This is a genomic window from Paraburkholderia sp. 32 (assembly GCF_050435345.1).
In the GTDB taxonomy this organism is placed as follows: domain Bacteria; phylum Pseudomonadota; class Gammaproteobacteria; order Burkholderiales; family Burkholderiaceae; genus Paraburkholderia; species Paraburkholderia tuberum.
Window position 1 is genome coordinate 3,044,903 of record NZ_JBNDKD010000003.1, and the last position, 23,651, is coordinate 3,068,553.

Here is a 23,651-nt window from a genome sequence, read left to right on the forward strand (position 1 = left end):
CCATGATCGCAACCATCGCCTATCTGCTGGCCGTCGTACTGTGTGCCTCGCGCGGCGTGCTCGAGTATCTGATCGGCAAGGACGCCGCCTATCTGATCCAGGTCGGCGGCATCGTCGGGCTGCTCGTGTGGTACATCTCGCCGACGGCGATCGCCGCTTACTTCCGCGACGAAGGACGCCTGTCGTTCGGCTTCCTCGTGGGCATGCTGTTCTCGACCGGGCTGTCGATCGTCGCGACGCTCGCGCTCACCGGTGAGTTCGGGCCGTCCTATCTGTTCGTCTTCATCTTCACGCTGTTCATCTACTTCTACGCGATCTCGAACTATCAGAGGCGCTTCGTGCAGCCGCGGGTCGCCTATGCGGGGCTCGTGCTGATCGCGCTGATCGAGGCGGGTGTCGCGCTCGCGCAGCAGCAGAACGTCTTCCCGATCGATCTGCCCGGCGCGACGTACGGCTTCGACAATCTGCGCGCGCCGTCGCTGACCGGCAGCTATCTGCACTACCCGCTGTTCGTCGCGATTGCCGCGTCGCTGTGCGGCGTCGACTATCTGGTGCGCAAGAACGTGCTGTCGGGCCTCGCGTGCGCGGTGCTCAGCTTCGCGATTTTCTCGGCGCTGTCGCGCAGCGGCATGCTGATCATTCTCGGCACGTTCGGGCTCGCGTTCGTGCAGGCGCCGATCCAGTTCATCACGAGAAACGCGAAACTGATCGTTGCCACCGTGTTCGCGACGATGGCAATCATGATCTTCGGCGTTGCGGTGAGCAGTCAGAACGATAGTGTCGTCAACGTCGGCACCGAACGGATCATAGGCGCGACCGATCTGCAATCGGACGGCAACGACGGCCGCACCGAAGCATGGGAAAAGGCCAAGTCGCTCGTATTGCCGGTCAACGTGATCGCCGGCACGTACTTTGGGCTCGTCACGAACTCGGCACCCGAGCCGGTGAAACAGGAGTTCGGCGTCGTCGAATCGAGCGTGCTGCAGCAGATTCTGAATATCGGCCTGATGGGCGCGATCTTCTATTACGGCGTGCTGATATCGGTGACGAAACTCGCGAGCAGCGCGAGCCGGATTTCGTTGTGCATGTGGGCCGCTTTATTTCAAACGCTCTTCTATCAATCGATCGAAGTGATTCCGTTTGTCTTCATCCTGATGACATTGCCAGTGTTCGATTACGTGGGCGGACCGCGTCCAGACAGCACGTAGCGAACCAGAAGGCAGTGCGCTCCAGATCGTCTGCATCGCGCGGACGAGCAGTGGGTAGTCGGTAGTGCGCGCGAACAGCGCGAAGCAAGGTGCAAGAACCAGAAAGCCGTGTTTGGGGGTAATTCCACGAACACCTGATGTAAAGCAGGAGGTGGGGATGAACCTGAAGGGAATGTTTAGCGTGGTGATCGTCAATTACAACACGCCAAAACTGGTCGGAAATTGCGTGCGCTCCGTGCTAGAACTTTCGATTGCGGATAAGGAGGACATCGTCGTGGTGGACAACGCTTCGCCCGACAATTCGTTTTCCTATCTGAGGGAGACGCTTCCGACGGGAGTGAGGCTCGTCAAAACGTCGATCAATCGCGGCTTCGGAGCCGGCGTCAATTTCGGCATGGTCGGTTGTCTGCGCGAACTCGTGCTCGTGCTGAACCCGGACACCTATTTCGTCGATACATCGCTCGAAAACGCGGTGCAGTTGTTCAGAACGGAGAAGGATGTCGGCCTCGTCGGTCTCGATCTGGTCTATCCGGATGGCGAGCGGCAGTTTTCCGCGCGGCGCTTTTATTCGGTGCTCGACATACTCGGCCGGCGTTCGCCGCTCGGGCGGCTCGGCGCGTTCAAGCGCCGCATCGACAACCACATGATGCGCGAAGCGTGGGCCGCGGGCACGCCGTTCGAGGCCGACTGGGTGCTGGGCACGGGCTTTATCGTGCGGCGCGCGCTATTCGGCGAACTCGGCGGCATGGACGAGCACTTCTTTCTCTATATGGAGGACGTCGATTTTTGCGCGCGCATCTGGCAGGCGGGCTACCGCGTGCTGTGCGTGCCGGGTGCGCGACTCACGCACGAGCATCAGCGTGCGTCGGCGGCGGGCTTCCTGAGCAAGGCGGGGCGCCGGCATATGAACAGCTTGTGGCGTTTCAGCCGCAAGTATCGTGTGCCGCTGTTCAGACCGCCAGGCGTGCAGGGCCTGAGTCGCAGCGCGAAGGCGCGTGCGGTGCCGGTGCCCATGACCGTGGGCGCGCGTCCGGCGGCCGCCGAGCAGGGGCAAAGCATCACGGTGGACTGATGCCTGTCGATGTCTCGACGTGAAAAAGGAACGGAGTAACGCAATGGGGGAAGGCTAGATGAAAACCCGGCGACAGGCGCTCAAGACGTTCCTGCTCGGCGGCCTGGCCGGGGCCAGTGCAAGCACAGCCGATTTGGGCATCGCGCGCGCGACGGGGCACGCGCTGCGCGAGCGCGGCGCGTTCGCGAGTATGGGCAACGGCGCGGGCGACGGCGCCGGCGGCATCCTGCGCGTCGCCGCGTCCGTGCCCGAGCGTGCCGCATCGGAACCGGTTGCACCGAGCTATCTGAAGACGCTCAGCGATATCGTCGCGGGACTCGAGGTCAGCGTCGCGCGCTTCGTCGATCCGCACCGGCTGGCGGCGATCCAGCGCGGCGCGTCCGGTTACGACTGCGGCGCTGAACTCAGGGAAGCGTTCGCGAGCGGTGCGCGCGGGTTGTATCTGCCGCGCGGCATCTGGCGTTACACCGGCGACCTGGCCACCGCGAACGGCTCGAGACTGCGCGGCGACGGCGGCGGCGAATACGTGGTGATCACCGACATCGCGATGGGGGCGACCGTGCTGGAGAGACAGGACTCGGGCGGCCCGAGGTCGGCGGCGCTGACGCTGGGCGACTCGGCGTTCGTCGAGCATGTGCAGGTGCGGCCCGCGCATTACGACAAGGTCATCTACTACCTCGCCAACTATCCGGCGCACACCGGCAACACGGCGATCGGCATCCACTTCGGTACGTCGGCCGGGGCTAGTCGTTGCACGGCGATCGGTTTTTCGCGCGCGGGATACGAACTCGGCGTCACCTCGACGCTCGAGCGCTGCTATGCGTACATGTGCGAGCGCGGCTTCTACGCGACCGAGCACACCGACGGCTCGCTGATCAATTGCATCGGCATGTTCTGCCATACGGCCGGCGCCGATATCGTCGACAACTTCTGGCAGGTGATCGGCGGACGCTGGGAATGGAACGCGCGACACGGCGTGATTCTCGGCGCGGAGTCGCTGATCGTCGGCGCGGTGTTCGATCGCAATGGCTTTGCCGGCGTCTATATGAAGAGCGGCAACTGGGGCAAGGTGGTGAACGGCAATTACTTCTCGCGCAACGGTTGCGGCGGCGACGGCAAGATCGGCCGCTGGAAATTCTCGACGCGCGGCCATCCGTCGTACCTCGATGTGCCGCCCGGTCAGAGTTGCCACATCCAGATCGATTACCAGCAGGCGGCGACGATCGTCGGCAATCGCTACCGTCCCGGCCAGGACGACGAGAACGCCGGCTGCGACGGCCCGCAGTTCGTGTACGGCAGTTCGACCGCGCCGGGCAGCACACCGCTCGACGGCATCACGATTCAGGGCAATTTCGGCGATCGCGCGGGTGACACGATCGTCGGTTACGCCAAGGCGTATCCGGGCGGCGGCGCGATCGCGGGCGGCAAGGACGCGAGCCTCGCGCATGCGCTGAATCTCGGCGTCGGCTACGAACGCGGCGGCGTCGCGGCGGCGCTGCATTGCGGAAACCAGACCGTGTCGCAGGAGACGACGCGCATCGCGATCAACGTGCTGCGCTCGACCTCGGGTCGCGTGGTGTTGCGCGCGGCCACACGCGGCCATGCTCTACTCGCCGAAATCCTGTTCGCAACCGACGCAACCGATGCCAACTACAAGACCGTGGTAAGCAATCTGATCGGCAATGCGGTGAAGAGCGCGGTGTTGAACGCAAATGGCGAAGACGATCGCTACAACAAGATCGATATCGCACTAAGTGAACCTGCTTTCGTGTCGTACTCTGTTTTTTCGACCTGAGTTTTAACCGCCTACTGCAAACAGGACGATTGTGTCGACGAGAAACGTCATCATCGCGCTGTATTCGGTGTACGCACTGAACTACTTGCTGCCGCTCGTTACGTTGCCGTATCTGTCGCACGTACTTGGGCCGGCCGGGTTGGGCGTGATCGGTTACGCGCAATCGATTTCGCAGATTCTTCTCGTCATCGTCGACTTCGGCTTCGGCCTGTCGAGCGCGCGCAAGGTGGCGGTGCACATCGATAACCCGGAGGTCGTGAACCGCATCTACTGGTCGACCACGATCGGCCGCGCGATTCTCGCGTTGCTGTGCTCGCTGGTGCTGGTCGGCTGGGCCTTCGCCGCGCACATGTCGCCGCAGGAGCGCGGTGCGACGCTGCTGGGCTCGCTCGTGATCTGGGGCGGCGTGCTGACGCCCGGCTGCTTCTACGAAGGCACGCAGCGCCTGCCGGTGCTCGCGGGCACGCTGCTCGCGACGCGCGTGGGTCTGCTGATTCCGCTGTTCCTGTTCGTGAGGACTCGCGACGACGTGATGCTCGCGGCCGCTTTGCAATATGCGCCGACCTTCGTGTGCGGCGTGATCCTGATGGGCGCGCTGATCTGGAAGCGCGAGATCCTGCTGAGCGTGCGGGTCAGTTGGGCCGACGTGATGGCCGAGGCGAAAGAGGCGTATCACATCTTTCTCGGTTCGGCGCTGACGTCCGTGTACATGTACGCGAACGTGATCATGCTGCGCATGATCAGCGGCCCGGGCGCGGTCGGCTATTACGTGGCGGCCGAGCGACTCACCAACGCGCTACGCGCGTGCACGGCGCCGGCCATCCAGGCGTTCTTTCCGAAGATCTGCGTCGCTTACGAGCGCAACGACATCGCCTATATCCACAAGGTCAACCGCGGCTTCATGGTCGCGTTCGCGGCGTCGGCGGTGCTGATTCTGGTTGGCTTTACGGTGCTCGGCGAATGGTTCGTCGGACGTTTTCTCGGCGAGGCATTCGGCGAGACGTTCCGCATTTTGCGCATTCTCGTGTTCGTGCCGGCGATCGTCGGCATGACGACGACCCAGGTGATGCTGACGATCATCGCGTCGGGCAATCAGTCGTTGCTGAAGCGGATCTATATCTACGGCGCGCTGTTCCATCTGGTGCAGGCACCGATCAGCATCTACTTCTGGGGCGGTGTCGGCACCGCGTGCTCGGTGGCCGCCACCGAGCTGTTCATGCTGATCGGCGTGTACAACGTGTCGAGCCGAATCAATCACGGCCAGATCGCGGTGCGCGCGCAGACGACGATCAAGCAGGAGATGGCGGCGGAGAGAGATTAGCCGCGAGGATGGACAGCGGGATCGAATGGCCGCGGCGCGCGTCGTGAAGACTTTGCGCGTCGCGGCCTTGTTGCGTCAGCGCCGCGCGTTCGTTGCGCGCGTTCACTGCGAGTGCTTACTGCGAGTGCTTACTGCGAGTGCTTACTGCGCGGTGGACAGACTGGTTACTTTCGCGTTGCGCAGATACAGCACCGTCGACAGCACGACCGCCGCGGCAGCCGCGATCGCGGCAAACAGGAACACCGAGCCGTAACCGAACTCGCCGGCGATATACCCCGCCAGCGGCCCGGTAATGCCGAGCGACAGATCGAGAAACACCGAGTACGCGGACAGCGCTGCGCCGCGGCTCGCCGGCGGCACGAGCCCGACCGCCTCGACGCCGAGCGCCGGAAACACCAGCGCGAAGCCAAAGCCGGTCAGCGCGGCGCCCGCGAGCGCGATATGCGGCTCGGGCGCGAGCCACAGCATCAACAGACCCGCGCATTCGAACGAGAACGACGCGATTGCCACACGAAAGCCGCCGTAGGTCTTGATCGTGTTCGCGAACAGCAGGCGCGCGCCGATGAACAGCGTGCCGAACAGCGTCAGCGACAGCGCCGCATTCGGCCAGTGCTTCGCCGCATAGAACAGCGTGATGAAGGTCGCGATCGAACCGAAGCCGGCCGAGCCGAGCGCGAGACCCATACCGTGCGGCAGCACGCGCGTCAACACGCTGCGATACGACATCCGCTCGCCGTGCACGACCGGCACCGGCGCGATCAGACGCGCGAGGTAATAGCCGAGCCCCGCGAGCGCGATCACCAGAATGCCGAGCGCGGTAAAGCCGATCGAGCGCGAGATCATCACGCCGAGCGGTGCGCCGATCGCGAGTGCGCCGTAGGTCGCGATGCCGTTCCACGAAATCACGCGGGCGTTGTTGGAGGTGCCGACCCGGCCGATTCCCCACAGAATCGCGCCGGTGCCGCACAGACTTTCGCCGAAACCGAGCACGAGCCGGCTGCACACGAGCAGTGCGAGGCTCAGCCCCGGCCAGCGACCGGTCAGCGCGGCGAGCAACAGCAGCACACCGCTCGCGCCGCAGCCGAGCAGACCGATCGACACCGTGCGCTTCGGCCCGAGCGTATCGGCCGAGCGGCCCGCGAGCGGCCGCGACGCGAGCGTCGCGAGGTACTGCACGCTGATCGCCGCGCCGGCCAGCACCGCGCTGTAGCCGAGGTCGCCGTGCACATAACCGGGCAGCACCGCGAGCGGAATACCGATCGCGAGGTAGCAAAGAAAGGTGAAAAAGACGACCGGAATGATCTGCAGGGTCGTCGCAAATTCGCTGCGGGCGGACGCGGAGTCGGTGGACATCGGGAAAACCAGACTTGAATTCGGCGGGAAGGCGTGATTCTCCCATGGAACCGATTCCCTTGCAGGGTTTGCTTAAAAAATGGGGCGAATCAATGGCGGGTTGTGACGTGATAAAGGTCGGTTTTCACGCCGCTAGCGCGAGATTGTTCGGCGAGGCGAGGGGCATGCCAAAATCTGGCATGTCCGCTAAACCGGCAAAAATCGATAAAAACGGCAAAAGCGTCAGATCAACATAAGCGCTGCCGTACGCAAATCCACCTCGATATCGCGCGAACAATATGTCCCCCATGCGATTCGAGCTATGGGTTGCGTTTATTGACGGTGATAGCTTTCAAACCATCGACGCGGCGTGTCCGCGCAAACACGGAACAGACGAGAGCACCGAGACATGACCGAGCCGATTCGTTTCTATCACCGCAACGCGATCCGCGAAATCGAGGACGCGCCCGTCACCCGCACGGTGCTGCAGTATCTGCGCGAGGACGCGCATTGCACCGGCACCAAGGAGGGCTGCGCCGAAGGCGACTGCGGCGCCTGCACGGTCGTGATCGGCGAGCGCAATCCGGCGGGCGGCGTCGAGTTCAAGGCGGTCAACGCCTGCATCCAGTTCGTGCCGACCCTCGACGGCCGCGCGCTCTTCACGGTCGAAGACCTGCGCCAGCCGGACGGCTCGCTGCATCCGGCGCAGCAGGCGATGGTGGACTGCCACGGCTCGCAGTGCGGCTTCTGCACGCCGGGCTTCATCATGTCGATGTGGGCGCTCTACGAGAAGCACGGCCACGAGCATGGCTGCGCGAACCGCACGGTGCCGTCGCGCGAGGCGATCGGCAATGCGCTGACCGGCAACCTGTGCCGCTGCACCGGCTACCGGCCGATCGTCGACGCGGCCGAGCGCATGTTCGACGCGCCCGCGCCGCAAGCGCCAGTCGACGTAAAGGCGCTCGCCGACACGCTCGCGACGCTCGAACGCCGCGACACGTTTCAGTACGAGCACGCGGGCCAGCGCTTCGCCGCGCCGCGCACGGTCGCGGCGCTCGCGCGGATCAAACAGCAGGAACCGGCCGCGCGCCTGCTCGCGGGCAGCACCGACATCGGCCTGTGGGTCACCAAGCAGATGCGCGAGCTCGGCGACCTCGTCTACGTCGGACAGATCGCCGAGCTGCAAAAGCTCGAAACCAATGACGACTGGATCGAGATCGGCGCCGGCGTCAGCGTCGAAAAAGCGTATGCCGAGATCGCGAAGCAGTACCCGGAGCTGACCGAAATGTGGCAGCGCTTCGCGTCGCTGCCGATCCGCAACGCCGGCACGCTCGGCGGCAACATCGCGAACGGCTCGCCGATCGGCGATTCGATGCCGGGGCTGATCGCGCTCGGCGCGCGCGTGATCGTGCGGGGCGGCGACATCGAGCGCGAGATGCCGCTCGAAGACCTGTACCTCGCGTATCAGCAGAAGGACATGGCCGGGCACGAGTTCGTCGTCGGCCTGAAGGTGCCCGCGCGCGGCGGTGCGCGCGCGAACCTGCGGTTTCGTACCTACAAGTTGTCGAAGCGCTTCGATTCGGATATCTCGGCCGTCTGCGCGGCGTTCTCGTTCATCGCCGACGGCGACGCGATCCGCGAGCCGCGCATCGCGTTCGGCGGTATGGCCGCGACGCCGAAGCGCGCGCTCCAGGCCGAAGCCGTGCTGCGCGACGCCGAATGGCACGAGGCGACCGCGCAGGCCGCGATGCTCGCGCTGGGCACCGACTACGCGCCGCTCACCGACATGCGCGCGAGCAGCGACTACCGCCTCGAAGCGGCGAAGAACACGCTGTACCGCTTCTGGCTCGAAACGCGTGCGCATCAGCCGCTGCCGAAGAGCGCGCTCGACGTGCGCGCGGTCGCGCCGGCCGGCGCGAGCGCCTGAGCGCCGCGCGTCCCCGAGGATACGGAGAACACAACCATGAACCAGCAAGCCGAACCGTTCCTGAAAGAGGTCCAGGAACTCGACGACTTCACCCAGGTGCACGTGTCGCGTCCGCACGAGTCCGCGCATCTGCACGTAAGCGGCCGCGCGACCTACACCGACGACATTCCCGAGCTGGCCGGCACGCTGCACGCGGCGCTGGGGCTGTCGTCGAAGGCGCACGCGAAGATCGTCTCGATCGCGCTCGACAAGGTGCGCGCGACGCCCGGCGTCGTCGCGGTCTTCACCGCCGACGACATCCCCGGCGTCAACGACGTCGGCCCGATCGTTCATGGCGACGATCCGATCCTCGCCGACGGCGTCGTGCAATACGTCGGCCAGCCGATGCTGATCGTGGTCGCGACGTCGCACGAGGCGGCGCGGCTCGGCGCACGGCGCGCCGAGGTGGTCTACGAGGAACTGCCGGCGGTGCTGAGCGCGCAGCAGGCGCGCGCCGCGAACCAGTTCGTGCTGCCGCCGATGAAGCTCGCGCGCGGCGACGCCGGCACGAAGATGGCGCGTGCCGCGCATCGCGAGGCCGGTGAGATGTGGCTCGGCGGCCAGGAGCAGTTCTATCTGGAAGGGCAGATCTCGTACGCGGTGCCGAAGGACGACGACGGCATGCACGTCTACTGCTCGACCCAGCATCCGACCGAAATGCAGCACCTCGTCGCGCACACGTTGGGCGTTGCATCGCATAACGTATTGATCGAATGCCGGCGCATGGGTGGCGGTTTCGGCGGCAAGGAATCGCAGTCGGCGCTGTTCGCGTGCTGCGCCGCGCTCGCCGCGTGGAAGCTGCTGTGCCCGGTCAAGCTGCGCCCGGATCGCGACGACGACATGATGGTGACCGGCAAGCGCCACGATTTCCACTACACGTACGAAGTCGGCTACGACGCAGAGGGCGTGATCGAAGGCGTCGCGGTCGACATGACCTCGCGCTGCGGCTTTTCCGCCGACCTGTCGGGTCCGGTGATGACGCGCGCGCTGTGCCACTTCGACAACGCGTACTGGCTGTCGGACGTCTCGATCGACGGCTTCTGCGGCAAGACCAACACGCAGTCGAACACGGCGTTTCGCGGCTTCGGCGGCCCGCAGGGCGCGTTCGCGATCGAGTACATCCTCGACAACGTCGCGCGCTCGTGCGGCATCGATGCGCTCGACGTGCGCCGCCGCAATCTCTACGGCAAGACCGAACGCAACCAGACGCCGTACGGCCAGGTGGTCGAAGACAACGTGATTCACGAGCTGATCGACGAGCTCGAAGCGACCAGCGACTATCGCGCGCGCCGCGAGGAGATCGACGCATTCAACGCGAACAACGAGATCCTGAAGAAGGGCCTGGCACTCACGCCGGTCAAGTTCGGCATCGCGTTCAACGTCACGCACTTCAACCAGGCCGGCGCGCTCGTGCATATCTACACCGACGGCTCGGTGCTCGTGAACCACGGCGGCACCGAAATGGGCCAGGGGCTGAACACGAAGGTCGCGCAGGTCGTCGCGCATGAACTCGGCGTCGGCTTCAACCGGATTCGGGTGACCGCGACCGATACCAGCAAGGTCGCCAATACGTCTGCGACGGCCGCGTCGACCGGGTCCGACCTGAACGGCAAAGCCGCGCAGGACGCCGCGCGCCAGTTGCGCGAGCGGCTCGCCGCGTTCGCGGCCGAGCGCTTCGGCGCGGGCAGCGTGAATCCGCGGGACGTGCGCTTCGCGCATGATCGCGTGATGGTCGGCGAGGTCGCCGTGCGATTCGAGGAAGTGGTCGCGAAGGCTTATCTCGCGCGCATCCAGTTGTGGTCCGACGGCTTCTACGCGACACCGAAGCTCTACTGGGATCAGTCGAAGCTGCAAGGACGGCCGTTCTACTACTACTCGTACGGCGCGGCGGTATCGGAAGTCGTGATCGATACGCTGACCGGCGAAATGCGCGTGCTGCGCGCCGATGCGCTGCACGACGTGGGCGCTTCGCTGAATCCGGCGCTCGACATCGGCCAGGTGGAAGGCGCGTTCATTCAGGGCATGGGCTGGCTCACCACCGAGGAGCTGTGGTGGGACGCGGGCGGCAAGCTGATGACGCACGCGCCCTCGACGTACAAGATCCCGACCGTCAACGACGTGCCGCCGGTTTTTAATGTCAGGCTGTTCAGGAACCGTAACGCGGAGGACAGCATCCATCGTTCGAAGGCGACCGGCGAGCCGCCGCTGCTGCTGCCGTTCTCGGTGTTCTTCGCGGTGCGCGACGCGGTGTCGGCGGTCGGCGGCCATCAGGTCAATCCGCCGCTCAATGCACCCGCGACCAGCGAGGAAATCCTGAAGGCGGTCGGCGCGGTGCGGGCCGCGACGGCGGCCGCGCGGCAGGCGTGATGGCGAGTGGCAAACGAGTTGGGAGCGCAATATGGAAGCACGCCTGAATTATTGTCCGGGCGGGACCGGGTCCGAGCTTGCACCGCGGCCGGCGCCGATGCACATCGTGCTGTTCGGCGCGGGACACGTCGGCCATGCGCTCGCGCATCTGCTTGGCAGCCTGCCGTGCGTGGTCCAGTGGGTCGACGAACGCGACGAGCTGTTCCCCGACGAAACGCCGCCCAACATGCAGGTCGAAGCGACCGACACGCCCGAGGCGATCGTCGACGCGGCGCCGCCCGGCGCGTGGTTTCTGGTGATGACGCACAACCATGCGCTCGATTTTTCGCTGGCCTCGCGCATCATGCGACGGCGTGATTTCAGCTACTTCGGCATGATCGGCTCGAACACGAAGCGCGTGAAGTTCGAGCGGCGACTGCTCGAACGAGGCGTGGAGTTGGAGCGGCTCGCGGAGATGACCTGCCCGATCGGCGTCGAAGGGATCATCGACAAGGCGCCCGCCGCGATCGCGATTGCGGTGTGCGCGCAACTGCTGCGACTGAGGACACGGCAGGCCGCGACGGTTCATGCGTTGGGGCAGGCCGCGAACCACGTCCGCGCAACGAAGCAGATCACGGTTTAGGCCATACGGCGCAACGGGGGCTTGCGCGCGACCAGCTCACCCGACACCTCGGACATCAACGTCCTCAGCCAGCCGATATCGCTCGGCCGATCCGGCTGCGGATGCCACAACTGATAGCAGCGGATGCGCGGAAACGCGATCGGCACGTCGACGACCGCGAGCGGCAACATGCTCGCGTAGTGCATCGCGAAACGCCGCGTCGTCGTGAAGATCAGATCCGATTGCAGAAGCGTCTGCGCGACGAGGCCGAAGTAGGGCAGCGTCGCGACGATGCGCCGGCTCGCCTTCGCCCGCGCGAAGCCGGTATCGATCGCGCCGCCGCGCGCGCCGCTGTAGGGTGTCGGCGCGAGATGCGGCGCGGCCAGATAGGCTTCGCGGGTGAGCGGCTCGTGTGTCAGCGGATGGTCCGCGCGCATCATGCACACGACGGTATCGGCGAACAGGTCGCTGCGCTCGAAGCGCGGATCGGGCTTCGGCCAGTTGCCGATCACCAGATCGAGTTCGCCGGCGTCGAGCGCGGCCGAATGATCGAGCAGCGGCCCCAGCGATTCGATTTCGAGCCGCGCATGCGGCGCCGCTTCGCGAAACCGCGCGATCACGGTCGGCATGAAGAAGTCGTTCAGATAGTCGGGCGCGGCGACGCGAAAAGTGCGGCGCGAGCGGCCCGGGTCGAAATCGCCATGCGGCGTCGCGACGAAATCGACATCGCGCAACACGCGCTGCGCGGCCGCGAGCAGCGACTCGCCGTATTCGGTCGGCACCATGCCCGACTTGCCGCGCACCAGAATCGGATCGCCGAGCGTGTCGCGCAGCTTGCGCAGCGCGGTGCTGATCGCGGGCTGGGTCTGGTTCAGCCGCAACGCGGTCTGCGTGACGCTGCGCTCGACGAGCAGCGTGCGCAGCACGCGCACGAGCCAGATATCGAGTGAGGCGGCGGTGTCGTCCATGATCGAAGCGTGGTGGCGCGGGCGCTGCCGATGAGCTCGCCGCGCGGCGCGCGCGTGGGGTGCGAAAGCTTAACCTTAGGCGCGTTTGCGCTTCGGCGGCATAGCGGGCACGGTATGGCCGGCATCAGCGCGACGCCTGCCGGCGTCGATTCGTTCGGGCCGAAGCCGCAACCAGGGCGCGGCCCGCTGCGGCCGCCGCGTTATGCCGGTGTTGGTTTGTCCGGCAGCCCCCATGGCAGCGAACTGATCCGTTTCACCTCGCGCGATTCGAGCCAGTTCGGCGTGCGCGCGCAGTACAGCACCATCGGCAGCGCGTCCTCGCCCCAGAACAGCTGATCGTTCAGACGAAACGTCGGCACGCCATAGACGCCGAGTTCGACCGCATCGGCGGTATTGCGCTGCAATTGCGCCTGCACGGCTTCGTCCTGGATCAGTTCCGGGCCGTCCGGCTTGCCGACGCGCTCGCACAGCTCGGCGAACGCTTCGTCGCTCGACGGATCGCGCCCCTCGCGCCAGATGAAGCGGAAAATCTCGCGCACGAATTGCACGTCGCCGTTCGCGGCGGTCGCGAGCAGCAGCGGCTTCATCGAATCGAACGGATGGGCGGGCGGCATTTTGTACGGGATACCGAGCTGCTCCGCGCGAAACAGCGCGTGCCGGTACATGAAGGTGCGCTTGGCGGGCACGCTGTACGCGGAGCGCTGGCCCCAGTGGCGATACAGATCGTTCAGCACGACCGGCGTGAACGCGAAGTCGAAGCCGGGCCATTTGTCGTATTGCTCGAGCAACAGGTAGGTGAACGGCGAGACGAAATCGTAAAACCACTGCCGCTGTTGGGCGTCGATGCCAACGGTCATAAATGTCTCCCGGATTGCCTGTGTCGGACGATGCGGACGGTGCGTCCGTTACCTCATCAAAATTGTAGCGATCTTACGCGGTGCGGTCCCGGCTTGCACCGGTCGATATCCCCTGGTGGCGGCCGGTGGGCGTAGGTTCCGGCGGTGTCGTCAGGGGCGCTCAGCCTTTGACTTTATCGGCCGCCTGCTCGTCGGCCTCGTCCAGCCCGCCCCGCGTGTCGCGGCTTTCCGTGAGCCGCCGCCGCACGAAGCCGATGTGCTCGCGCAGCACGTAGAACTGGTCCGCGTACGCGAGCGGCATCTTCATGCCGTTGACCGAGTCTTCGATCGTGTCGAGCCGCTCGATCAGCGACGCGCATTCGGCCGACGCATGTTCGCTGAGCGCGCTGCGCTCGATCGCGATCAGAGAGCCGTACCAGCGATAGATGCGCGATTTGACGCGCCACGCGTACAACCCGGGCACGATGCGCAGCGCCGGCACCAGCAGCACGATCAGCGGCACGATGATCACCAGCAGGCGGTCCGCGAGACTCGCGATCCAGAACGGCAGCGTCCGGTACAGGAAGCTCTTGCCCGACTTGTAGTAGCGCGCGGCGTCGTCGGAAAGCGGGAAGTCGTGCGCGAGCGGGGCGGGGAATTCGCCGGCGCGCTGCATCGTCGTCGCGCCGCCATGCACCTCGCGCGCGGCTTCGATCAGCAGATCGGACAGCGCCGGATGCAGCGAATCGCGCGCGATCAGCTCGGCGGTCGGCGCGACGATGCTGATCGAGTTCGCCGGCAGGTTCTTGCCGAGGTCGAAGGCGCCCATCGGCACCTTCAGCTGCGTCAGGTACGGAAAGCGGCGCGTGTACGCGTCGGCCTGCGAAAAATCGTAGAAGCGCACGTTCTGCGTGCGGTAGAGCTTGCCCATCACGGCCGGCTGCGCCGAGTCGCCCGCGAGGAAGGTCGCGTCGATCGTGCCGTCGATCAGCGCGTCGGCGGCTGCGTCGCCCGTTAGCGGCAGCAGTTGGGTCGGACCGCCCGGCACGATGCCGTTGGCCTTCAGCAGCGCGAGCGCGAGCTCGCGCGTGCCGCTGCCCTCGGGGCCGATCGCGAGGCGTTCGCCCTTGAACCCGGACAGCCAGTCGACGGGGGCGCCGCGGTAGAAGATCGCGAGCGGCACGTAAGCGACGCTGCCGAGCGACATCAGGCTTTTGTCCTTGTCGAGCCCGGCGGGCGCGATGCCGCTCTGCACGAAGCCGACGTCGACGTCCGCGTTCGGGGCCAACAGCCGCTTCAGATTTTCCTGCGAGCCCTGCGAGGCCAGCACGTTCAGCGTAATGCGATTGCGCGCAAGGATCGTCTTGTACTTCTGCGCGGCGATCCAGAAGGTGCTGCCGACGGGACCGGCGCTAATCGTCAGCGTATTCGGCGGGGCGGGTTGGATCAGCCGCACGGCGGCCCAGATTGCGACGATCACGAGCAGCACGAGCGGGCCGAACGAGACCGCCAGGTCGCGCCACGAGATCGCGACAAAACGGGCGACGAGATGGGTAGGGCGGGTGCGGCCGGTGTCAGGCTTCATCGGATCATCTGAAAGCGGCGGTCGATCGGGCTCGAATGCGCGAAGGCGGCTTGGGCGGCGCGCGCCAGCACGCGTCGCGCCGATGGTACCTGAGATTGGCGCGGCCGCGAAACGCGTAGCCGCCCGTCACGCCGACAAACGCGTAACAAATGGTGAGCACCGCGGTGAACGCCGGCATGAGCGCTGGCATGATGCCCGTGCAAATTCTTGCGCGACCACGGAGCGTGTCTGCTCTCTCCGGCACGCATGACGCACCCGCTGTCGGCGCGCCACGCCGCGCGCTAAATCCTTTGCGCTTCTGTGCCGGCTAGATTAAATTGTGCATCGCTACCGCGATCCAACGTTTGCGGCGCGACCCCGGCAAGACGGACAAGAACCGGGTGCGTCGGCGGACGTCGCGGTTTGCCGGTTACCGGTTGCCGGTAATCAGCCTCTCTCGCCTCTTGCACATCGTGTCACAGCCGTTGATGGCCGTCGCTCACGCGCGCGTTCGCGCGATGACGGCCGCCCGTAGTCGTAACAATGCCGCTTGTTCATGCGGTCCAATGTGAAGCCAAGGAGAAGAGAGCTATGAAGACGGTCGGTTTTCTGAAAGCACTGGGTCCGGTGGTGGCGATGGTGGTGGCGTGCAACGTCTACGCCCAAAACGCTCCGGCAACCGATACGGCGTCGGCGGCAGCCGCCGTCAAGGCCGGCAAGGCAGCGAATCACGAACTTGGCCGTAAGGTGCGCCACGCGCTGACGAAGACCCAGGGTCTCGACGTGTCGCACATCGCCGTGCGCGCGCGCGGCGGCGCAGTGACGCTGACCGGCTCGGTGCCGACCCAGGGACAGATCGATGCGGCCGGCGAAGCCGCCAAGGGTGTCGACGGCGTAATGTCAGTGTCGAACAAGCTCAAAGTGGTGCAGCAGTAAGCGGTACGCGTGCGCGCGGCGCCGCAAGGCCCGCGTCGCGCGGTGGTGCGCAGCGGCTTGGGGCATGGGCGCCGTCACCGTCGTCGCGTAGACGGTTTGACGCCGCGCTTGCGTCGCGTCGCGAGGTCTATCTATCAACCTGGAGGCTCTGGCATGATCGCCGGAGCTTTTTTTTTCGCCGCCGGTTTTATGGCGTGGCACTCGCGAGGTTTGCGGGACCGCAGCAATGCGGCTTGCCGCACGCACAGGTCCTGATGGAGGCGCGGCCGTCGCGGATTCGTGCGCTGCGACACATTACCGACGCATCGCGAGGCGTACTGTGATCAAGAGGGAAGGGGGAGCCAAGGTCATGGAAACCACGCTGTTTCGCTATATCGATCTGCCGATCGGCGATCGCGCGGCATTCGAACTGGTGTGCGCGCGACACGGTTTCGCGCCCGCGCATTTCGACATCAGCGCGAGCGTGGCACCCGGTGAGCCGGCGCACGAGCGGGTCGTCACCGTGCGGCGCGGCAGCTGGTCACAGTCGTATTACGACCGCCACGGTCAGTGGGTCAGGCAGTTCGAGGCGGATCTGACCTGCCGGTTTTTCAAATAGACACGGGCTACGGCGTGCGCGCTTGACGCGTCTTCAGCGCCTCACGACAACACCAGCCGCACGCCGACCAGCGTCAGCGTCGCGGCGAGCAGATTGCGCAGCAGCGCGTCCGGCGCGCGCGAGGCCAGATAGCTGCCGATCGCGATGCCGGGCAGCGATCCCACCAGCAGCGACAGCAGCATCGACCAGTCGATCGAGCCGAGCAGCCAATGTCCGGCGCCCGCGAGCAAAGTCAGCGGCACCGCGTGCGCGATGTCGGAGCCGACGATGCGCGTCGTCGGCAGCATCGGATACAGCAGCATCAACACCGTCACGCCAATCGCACCCGCGCCCACCGACGTCAGCGACACCAGCACGCCGAGGGTCGCGCCGGTCAGCATGGTCAGCGCGAGCGTGCGTGCCTGGCTCGGCGCGCGTTGCTTGCGCGCGCCGAGCGCCGCGAGCTGCGGACGGAACACCAGCGCGATCGCGGTAATCAGCAGCGCCGCGCCGAGCACGACCTGGATCAGCCGGCCCGCGCCAGGCGTATCCATTCCATAGCGATGCAGCAGGATCAGCGTGACGGTTGCCGCGGGCACGCTGCCGGCCGCGAGGCGCAGCGTGACCTGCCAGTCGACCGAGCCCTTCAGTCCGTGCACCAGCGTGCCGGTCGCCTTGGTGGCGGCCGCGTACAGCAGGTCGGTGCCGACCGCGGTGGCAGGGTGCACCTTGAACAGCAGGACGAGGATCGGCGTCATCAGCGAGCCGCCGCCGACGCCCGTCAGCCCGACCAGAAAGCCGACGAACAGGCCGGAGACGGAGTACAGCAGATCGATGTGGGGTAGAGCCATTGAACGGAAAGCTGACGCAGCGCGGGTGAAGGGTTGGGGCGGCAAGGCCGGCGTAGGCGCCGGGGCGGATGGGTGCGGCGGCGTGCGGTGCGCTGCACGGCCGCGTCGGCCGGCGCCTCAGCGGCGAAAGGCGCTATTGTCGCAAAACTGCCGCGCCAGCGTGCGGCACTTGTTCAGGGGGGAGCGCGTCGCGGCTGGCAGCGGGCTGCGTTCGGCGTGTACGGCGCTGATGTGCCGCGTGGCGTGTGAGGTGCCGCTCAGAGCGCGCGGCGGATTTCGACGACGCCGAACGCCGCGAGCGTGAAGCCGACCACGCGATCGATCGCGACGCGTAGTCTGCTGCCGATCGCATGACGCGCGAGCGACACCATGGTCACCAGACAGCACCACCACGCGATCGAGCCGGCGAACACACCGCCGACCGTCGTCAGCGCGATGGCCGGCGAGAACGCGCCGCGCGGTGCGAGCGTCGTGAATAGCGCCGCGAACATGATGACGGTCTGCGGATTGGTCAGCGTCAACAGCAGCGCGCTCGCGTACGCACGCAGCGCGCCGGCGCGGCCGATCTGCGCGAGCTTGCCGTTGCCATTGCCATTGCCGTCGGCGGTTTCAGCGGGCGGCTTCTGCAGCAGCGCGCGCACGCCGAGATACAGCAGGAACAGGCCCGCGAGCAGATGCAGCGGGCGGTCGTACGCGAGCATGAACTGCGAAATGCCGACGAGGCCGAGCGCCGCGATCAGCCCGTAGGCCGCGTCGCCGCTGGCGATGCCGAAGCCGATCGCGAGTCCCGCGCGCGGACCGCCGCTCAGCGTTCGGCGGATGCACAACATGCCCATCGGGCCGACCGGCGCGGCAATCGCGAGGCCGACGCCGGCGGCCGTGAAAAACAGACTGGTGGTGGACATGGGCAGGTTCTCGAGCGTTGTTCTGGTTGGGGCGGTCGCCTGCGGGCAGCCGGCGCACCCGCCAGCATAGCCATCCCGAAAATCGCGGGCAAGGGCGGGGATGGGTGAGACTCGACGCGCGATGACTCGCTTCAGCGCATCGGCCGGCATGGCGATGAAAGCTGACATCGCCGCGCTCGCTTACCACGGCTCTTTTGTCAGAAAAACAAAAATGCCGCTCAGTTGCTTAACTGAACGGCATTGCGGCTCAATGCCGCTTTTTTTGTTTGGCCGTGATATCGGGAAAATTCGCCTAAAAATGAGATGGCCAGAGCAATCGTTAATATCTGTCAATGAAGTTTTGTCTCAAATTAAAATCATTGACCGTGCCCCCGTTTAGATGCTTAATTTGCCGGGTGTTTTCTGGAAAATCAAAAGAGGTCGAATGGGACAACAGAAACAGGCAGGTGCCGTGGGCGAGGAAGAGTGCCAAGTTTGTCGTGTCACCTATTCAATATACTCAAACTTCCCGCCAATGCCGTCTGCAATGGCGATGAACGTCGAAACTGGCGAATGGTTTCCGCAGGATAGGCTTCGGTCGTATTCGAACGGTTACGAAATGGCCGACGCCCTGGGTTATGCATGGGCGTGCGATTGCCGCGGTCGCACGGCGGCCTCAGCGCTGACGTCGAAAATTCGCACTCACGACGAGTATTACGTGCTCAAAAAAAGCGATGGCCAACCCCTCGCCAACGTGCGTTACAGAATTGTCGTTGACGGTAAACGGGTGATAACGGGAACCACAAGCCAGAGCGGACACACGGCAGTCTCAAGAGTCAAGTGCAACGTTTAGCTAATCCAGCCTTCTCTAACTCTTTAGCCATTGCTTCCTCGGGGGAGTCCCAGCCGAGCGTCTGGCGAGGCCGCCCGTTAAGCAATTTGGCGATGTCATTGAGTTGGGTCTGCGAGAGCGTCGAAAGGTCTGTGCCCTTTGGCAGAAACTGACGCAGCAAGCCGTTGGTGTTCTCATTGCTGCCGCGCTGCCAGGGCGCATGCGGATCAGCAAACCAGATATCGATATTGAGCCGCCTGGAGAGCTCGACATGGCAGGCCATTTCCGTTCCCCGATCGTAGGTCAGGCTCTCGCGAAGAAAGGCCGGCAACTTCTTCATTTGCCGCGAGAAGCCTTCCAGCGCATTCCTGGCCGTACAGCCATCCATGCGGCACAGAATCACGAAGCGCGTCTTGCGTTCGACCAGCGTGCCCACGGCGGAACGATTAAACGCACCCTTGATGAAGTCGCCCTCCCAGTGCCCCGGCAACAGCCGTTGCTCGATCTGCTCGGGGCGATATTGGATGCGCAAATCCTCGGGAACATAGCTGCCGCCAGCAAGCGTCGTGCGCCGATTTCCGCGCGCCGGTTTTTCTTGGCGCAAGGCTGCGATCATGGCTGGTTTCAGCGAGCCACGTGCATACGTGTAAATGGCAGCATAGACCGTCTCGTGGCTGACGTGCTGACTTGGGTCGTCTGGATACATGGCCCGCAGTTTGGCAGCGATTTGCTGCGGCGACCAGCGCCAGTAGACCAGGTGATCATGCACATGCCGATAAAGCGCGCTGCCTTCGATCAACTTGCGCGGCCGTACGCAGCGCCGACGACGCAGCCGATAGGCCGAGGCCGCCTGCGTCGCACAGTAGCGCGGCGCGTCCACGCTGCAATTACGCGCCAGTTCGCGCGACACCGTCGAAGCGCTGCGCCCCAGCAGCCCCGCAATAGTTCTTATGCTGCCGCCCTTTTGATGTTCGATCATGATCGCCGCGCGTTCTTCCGCACTCAAATGCTTGTAGTTCTTCTTCATCGCAACACCCTACCTCATTCAAGGTGTTGCACTTGGAACTAGAGACTAAGCACTGTGCGCGTAGTTACTCGCGGAACGGCAAGCCTCAAACTTCAATTGGAGAAATAGGAATGCCGGAAAGTCCGGATTGGCTAACGGTTCACGACACCGCGTGTACGAACACAAACCCGGACTCGTGCGTTGAAGTTCGGATTGCAGCGAACCTGTTGTCGTGGAATATTCCAGACAACAGTTACGGTGACAAGTTGCCTATCATTCCCTCATCCTCGCGTGTGATGCACGGAAAGATTCTGTACCGTCTGGCTATCCAGGCCGCAGTGAAAAGTCGTCGAGGAGATTCGGTTTTCGGGCGTGCCCTATCGATCAGGAGCAGCCGTCCGGGCGACACAATACGGATTTCAGGTCCGACCGATTTAGACGGTTGCGCGACGGTTATTCTCGAATCGCGCGAACCCGGGGATTTGACACTCACCGTAGCTGATGAAGATATAACCTCGGTCCCACTGCGTTTGAGGTTCAAGGACGCATGGTACGAGAGCACGTTTCTTATTACGGGGTATCACGTTTGCTTCGAACAGGATTTTACAGGTGAAGTTGTGATTGCTCGCGGAACCAACGATCAACACAAGCGCGATTTTCTCTATGGCGCGCGAGGCGTTGTCATGCAGGGAACCGGTAAAGCATCTAACGGGCGCTATATTCGACCAATACAGGTGAATTCAGGTTGGCATAGAAATAGTCACGGCAATCGCGACTATCTCAACAACCCGGATGGCGTAGCCTTCGCTTACACGGATTCAGTGCAAGGCGCATTCGGACCGGTTACGGAGAATCGTTCGATAGCGGTCGATCCTAACGTCATACCGAAGCACGCTCAAGTCGAAATAGAGATCGTCGGCAGACGCTTCGCCGATGATACTGGCAGCGCGATTACCGGCCATCACATCGACAATTTCGTCGGTGCGGGCGCCGTTGTCCAGTCCGCTTGGGAGCATGGGGCGGTAAACAATACGCAGCGCAAAGTTAAGTATATTGGATGACCGTCGAGGAATAGAGTTATGAGTAAACAACGCTTAGCACATAGACTCAGCGCCGGGTTGTTTTGTACGTTGCTTGTTCCGACTGTCTACGCTGACGGGTCGATTAGCTTCAACGATTACATCGTGCCGATGCTGAAGGATCGCCCCCAATTTAAGGAATTTATACTGCAATCGTTTTCGGTTACGGATACGGGATGGGGGATCCGAATAAATAGTCCGACAATGCCCCATATGGGCGGCGCGCGAATGGGACCATACAGATTCCAGGCTATCTGGCATAGTCCGCGTGGCGACACTCCTGTTACTCTTGTAATTGATACTAAAACGGAGTTTTTTGATCGCCACCGACGGCAAATAACCGGTAGCGATCTACGCGGAACCACTTCGATTACGGAAACGCTGGACTCTATTGAAGTCGAGCCAGCCCAAACACAATAGCTTGCGCATCCTATGACCGCAATCGTTGGCCCGCTTTGTGGGACCTTCCATCTTGTCTTGCCGGAAGACAATCTGCACCTTGGGCAGAGCAGTATCAGTCAACACGCCAGAGAGTTTTTGAAAGGACTTGAGGCGAACAGAACGCGCCATCAATGCAAAAGTGCACGTACCGTTGTTTCAGTACGTGTACGATGCATTGGTGAGTGTTTCTTTTAATGCTGTAGCAGACCATGCTGCGGACGAATTGACGCATCGCGAAAATCAGGTGACTGCCGAAATATTCCGAATTACATAAAAAAGATTTCGCTGTTCATCGAGCTTGCGTCAACGCCGGGAAACGGAGGCTGGAGTGTTCTCTGAAGGTGTATATGATGCGTCCCACTAGAATGCTTGCTGTGCGGCTTATCATGGTTTCGATGTTTAATTTTCTTGATTCAACTGCGCTGAGCAAAACAATTTACTCGGTGCAGTTCGACTACAAAAAAGCAGCGCCATCATCGGTTTATTTTTCTGGAAAATTGCGCGAGGAAATTGACCGTCTTTGCAAGACCGGTGAGCACGCGGCAACCGCCGATATCGCTGCGTGCAGCCACAGGAATTTCGAACAAATTTACGCAGAATTGAATTCCACGATTAAATCGTTGGAAACTGAGTTGAGGAAAGGCGATGTTGATTTGAAGGTCGATAACAATCCTGTTGCATTGCCTTACTTTGAGAAAGGACAAAGGGCATGGGTCGAGTATCGCGACAACCAGTGTTACGCTGAGAGCTATTCATTAGGCGAAGCGTCGGTGCGTTATATGACGTTTTGGGATTGCATGGCGCGCATAACGAAAGGGCGGATAAGCGATCTGAAGAGCACGGAAGACTAACGGAAGGCAACCGCGCCTCAAACAAGTCGCCCCGCTTTGCGGGCTTTCCATTCGAGCGTCAACGTGCTTGTTTCTGCACTGCTTTGCACGGCAAGCCGTGGTTCGAGCCGCACCGCAAGCGACAGAAATCCTCCACGGCCTTCCACGATCAACCATAATTCCCCCCACCCCCAACCCACAAATCCGCTGCGCCGATGTGGCAAATCGATCAGGTGACGCTGCGCTTGTTCATCGCCGTGTGCGAGGAAGGCACGATCGCGCGCGCGGCCGAGCGTGAGTTCATCGCGCCGTCGGCGGTCAGCAAGCGGCTCGCCGATCTCGAAGCGCTCGTCGATGTCGCGTTGCTGTCGCGCAGCCAGCGCGGCGTGCGCGCGACCGCCGCCGGCGAAGCGCTGTTGCGCCACGCGCGGCTCATCATGCGCGGCCACGAACGCCTGCAGGCCGAGCTTAGCGAGTACGCGGCCGGCGCGCGTGGGCATGTGCGCGTGCTCGCCAACGTGTCGTCGATGGTGGAGTTTTTGCCCGAGGCGTTGTCGGCGTTTCTGCAGGCGAATCCGGCGATTCGCGTCGACGTCGAGGAGCGCGTCAGCGCGGACATCGTGCGCGGACTCGAAGAGGGTGTGGCCGATCTGGGCATCTGCCGCGACACGGTGCCGCTCGGCAGTCTCGACACGCTGCCGTATCGCGCCGACCATCTCGCGCTGATCGTGCCGCGCGCGCATCCGCTCGCGGGCGAGGCGCAGATCGGCTTCGAGCAGACGCTCGGGTTCGATCATCTGGGGCTCGCATCGAATGCGTCGGTCAATGCGCTGATGCAGCGCATCGCGCTGGAGAAGGGCAGCGAGTTGAATTACCGCACCTATGTATCGACGTTCGACGCCGCCTATCGCTTCATCCAGGCGGGTCTCGCGGTCGCGATCCTGCCGCGCGAGGCGCTGCCGCGCCATGCGGCCGACGAGTACGGCATCGTCGCCGTGCCGTTGCGCGAGGCTTGGGCCGCGCGGCGCTTCGTGATCTGCATGCGGGATCGCGCGGCGTTGACGCTGGCGGCCGCGCGATTGCTCGAGCATCTGCTGAGCGCCAGATAAGACGGGCGACACGCCTCGTCACCCGCGCCTTCGCCACCTCCCCAGACAAACCCCTAAGCATTTCACCCAGGCGAGC

The 23,651-nt window shown here is 63.8% G+C and carries 22 protein-coding genes; 15 read left to right on the plus strand and 7 right to left on the minus strand.

The annotated features are described in order from the left end of the window. Positions 1-2: 2 nt before the first annotated feature. The 4 genes from OKW26_RS36905 (at position 3) to OKW26_RS36920 (ending at position 5,396) form a co-directional block, all read left to right on the plus strand. On the plus strand, positions 3-1,208 hold the full coding sequence (locus OKW26_RS36905; protein WP_184062219.1) for a hypothetical protein: 1,206 nt from the start codon (positions 3-5) through the stop codon (positions 1,206-1,208). Between the two features lie 157 nt (positions 1,209-1,365). Next, on the plus strand, positions 1,366-2,280 hold the full coding sequence (locus tag OKW26_RS36910) for a glycosyltransferase family 2 protein (protein ID WP_429356660.1): 915 nt from the start codon (positions 1,366-1,368) through the stop codon (positions 2,278-2,280). A gap of 58 nt (positions 2,281-2,338) precedes the next feature. Then, complete coding sequence (locus OKW26_RS36915) at positions 2,339-4,075, plus strand: hypothetical protein (RefSeq protein ID WP_429356661.1); 1,737 nt, start codon at positions 2,339-2,341, stop codon at positions 4,073-4,075. Between the two features lie 31 nt (positions 4,076-4,106). Beyond that, on the plus strand, positions 4,107-5,396 hold the full coding sequence (locus OKW26_RS36920) for an oligosaccharide flippase family protein (protein ID WP_429356662.1): 1,290 nt from the start codon (positions 4,107-4,109) through the stop codon (positions 5,394-5,396). Between the two features lie 141 nt (positions 5,397-5,537). Here OKW26_RS36920 and OKW26_RS36925 read toward each other — a convergent pair whose 3' ends face one another. Beyond that, positions 5,538-6,749, minus strand: a complete 1,212-nt coding sequence (locus OKW26_RS36925; protein WP_184055477.1) for an MFS transporter — start codon at positions 6,747-6,749, stop codon at positions 5,538-5,540. 44 nt (positions 6,750-6,793) lie between these two features. Here OKW26_RS36925 and OKW26_RS36930 point away from each other — a divergent pair, with 44 nt between their 5' ends. The 4 genes from OKW26_RS36930 (at position 6,794) to xdhC (ending at position 11,683) form a co-directional block, all read left to right on the plus strand. Further along, positions 6,794-6,985 (plus strand): hypothetical protein, encoded by a 192-nt coding sequence (locus OKW26_RS36930; RefSeq protein ID WP_429356663.1) that lies wholly within the window; start codon positions 6,794-6,796, stop codon positions 6,983-6,985. A 152-nt stretch (positions 6,986-7,137) separates the two neighbouring features. Further along, complete coding sequence (xdhA, locus tag OKW26_RS36935) at positions 7,138-8,655, plus strand: xanthine dehydrogenase small subunit (protein WP_429356664.1); 1,518 nt, start codon at positions 7,138-7,140, stop codon at positions 8,653-8,655. A 36-nt stretch (positions 8,656-8,691) separates the two neighbouring features. Further along, on the plus strand, positions 8,692-11,061 hold the full coding sequence (gene xdhB / locus OKW26_RS36940; protein ID WP_429356665.1) for a xanthine dehydrogenase molybdopterin binding subunit: 2,370 nt from the start codon (positions 8,692-8,694) through the stop codon (positions 11,059-11,061). 31 nt (positions 11,062-11,092) lie between these two features. Further along, complete coding sequence (gene xdhC / locus OKW26_RS36945) at positions 11,093-11,683, plus strand: xanthine dehydrogenase accessory protein XdhC (protein WP_429356666.1); 591 nt, start codon at positions 11,093-11,095, stop codon at positions 11,681-11,683. Here the strand turns inward: xdhC and OKW26_RS36950 are convergent. The 3 genes from OKW26_RS36950 to OKW26_RS36960 form a co-directional block, all read right to left on the minus strand. Beyond that, entirely contained in the window at positions 11,680-12,630 is a 951-nt protein-coding gene (locus OKW26_RS36950; RefSeq protein ID WP_090803229.1) for a LysR substrate-binding domain-containing protein, read from the minus strand. The two genes, xdhC and OKW26_RS36950, sit on opposite strands and share 4 nt — an antisense overlap. Before the next feature lie 200 nt (positions 12,631-12,830). Continuing rightward, a complete protein-coding gene (locus OKW26_RS36955) occupies positions 12,831-13,487 on the minus strand; it encodes a 2-hydroxychromene-2-carboxylate isomerase (protein ID WP_187617873.1) in 657 nt (218 codons plus the stop codon). A gap of 160 nt (positions 13,488-13,647) precedes the next feature. Then, positions 13,648-15,051 (minus strand): TAXI family TRAP transporter solute-binding subunit, encoded by a 1,404-nt coding sequence (locus tag OKW26_RS36960; RefSeq protein WP_429356667.1) that lies wholly within the window; start codon positions 15,049-15,051, stop codon positions 13,648-13,650. Positions 15,052-15,621: 570 nt separating this feature from the next. Between OKW26_RS36960 and OKW26_RS36965 the strand changes: the two genes are divergently transcribed. Beyond that, positions 15,622-15,966 carry a BON domain-containing protein gene (locus OKW26_RS36965; RefSeq protein WP_184055489.1) on the plus strand — a complete coding sequence of 115 codons (345 nt, stop codon included), beginning with the start codon at positions 15,622-15,624 and terminating at the stop codon, positions 15,964-15,966. Positions 15,967-16,315: 349 nt separating this feature from the next. After that, a complete protein-coding gene (locus OKW26_RS36970) occupies positions 16,316-16,564 on the plus strand; it encodes a hypothetical protein (protein ID WP_184055491.1) in 249 nt (82 codons plus the stop codon). 41 nt (positions 16,565-16,605) lie between these two features. Here the strand turns inward: OKW26_RS36970 and OKW26_RS36975 are convergent, their stop codons facing one another. Both OKW26_RS36975 and OKW26_RS36980 read right to left on the minus strand, forming a co-directional pair. Then, entirely contained in the window at positions 16,606-17,394 is a 789-nt protein-coding gene (locus tag OKW26_RS36975; RefSeq protein ID WP_090803240.1) for a sulfite exporter TauE/SafE family protein, read from the minus strand. Positions 17,395-17,651: 257 nt separating this feature from the next. Next, positions 17,652-18,299: a LysE family translocator gene (locus OKW26_RS36980; RefSeq protein WP_184062202.1), complete on the minus strand. Its 648-nt coding sequence runs from the start codon at positions 18,297-18,299 to the stop codon at positions 17,652-17,654. Between the two features lie 121 nt (positions 18,300-18,420). Here OKW26_RS36980 and OKW26_RS36985 point away from each other — a divergent pair, with 121 nt between their 5' ends. After that, the gene (locus tag OKW26_RS36985; protein WP_429356668.1) at positions 18,421-18,678 is read left to right on the plus strand and encodes a hypothetical protein; all 258 of its coding nucleotides are present in this window, start codon (positions 18,421-18,423) and stop codon (positions 18,676-18,678) included. A 436-nt stretch (positions 18,679-19,114) separates the two neighbouring features. Here the strand turns inward: OKW26_RS36985 and OKW26_RS36990 are convergent, their stop codons facing one another. Further along, positions 19,115-20,137: an IS30 family transposase gene (locus OKW26_RS36990; protein ID WP_429352295.1), complete on the minus strand. Its 1,023-nt coding sequence runs from the start codon at positions 20,135-20,137 to the stop codon at positions 19,115-19,117. A gap of 110 nt (positions 20,138-20,247) precedes the next feature. On the opposite strand from OKW26_RS36990, the gene OKW26_RS36995 reads away from it, so the two are divergent. The 4 genes from OKW26_RS36995 (at position 20,248) to OKW26_RS37010 (ending at position 23,575) form a co-directional block, all read left to right on the plus strand. Beyond that, on the plus strand, positions 20,248-21,177 hold the full coding sequence (locus tag OKW26_RS36995; RefSeq protein ID WP_429356669.1) for a 3D domain-containing protein: 930 nt from the start codon (positions 20,248-20,250) through the stop codon (positions 21,175-21,177). A gap of 565 nt (positions 21,178-21,742) precedes the next feature. Next, on the plus strand, positions 21,743-21,910 hold the full coding sequence (locus tag OKW26_RS37000) for a glycoside hydrolase family protein (protein WP_409259510.1): 168 nt from the start codon (positions 21,743-21,745) through the stop codon (positions 21,908-21,910). Between the two features lie 73 nt (positions 21,911-21,983). After that, complete coding sequence (locus tag OKW26_RS37005; protein ID WP_429356670.1) at positions 21,984-22,487, plus strand: lysozyme inhibitor LprI family protein; 504 nt, start codon at positions 21,984-21,986, stop codon at positions 22,485-22,487. Positions 22,488-22,681: 194 nt separating this feature from the next. Next, entirely contained in the window at positions 22,682-23,575 is an 894-nt protein-coding gene (locus tag OKW26_RS37010; protein WP_429356671.1) for a LysR family transcriptional regulator, read from the plus strand. Positions 23,576-23,651 lie beyond the last annotated feature (76 nt).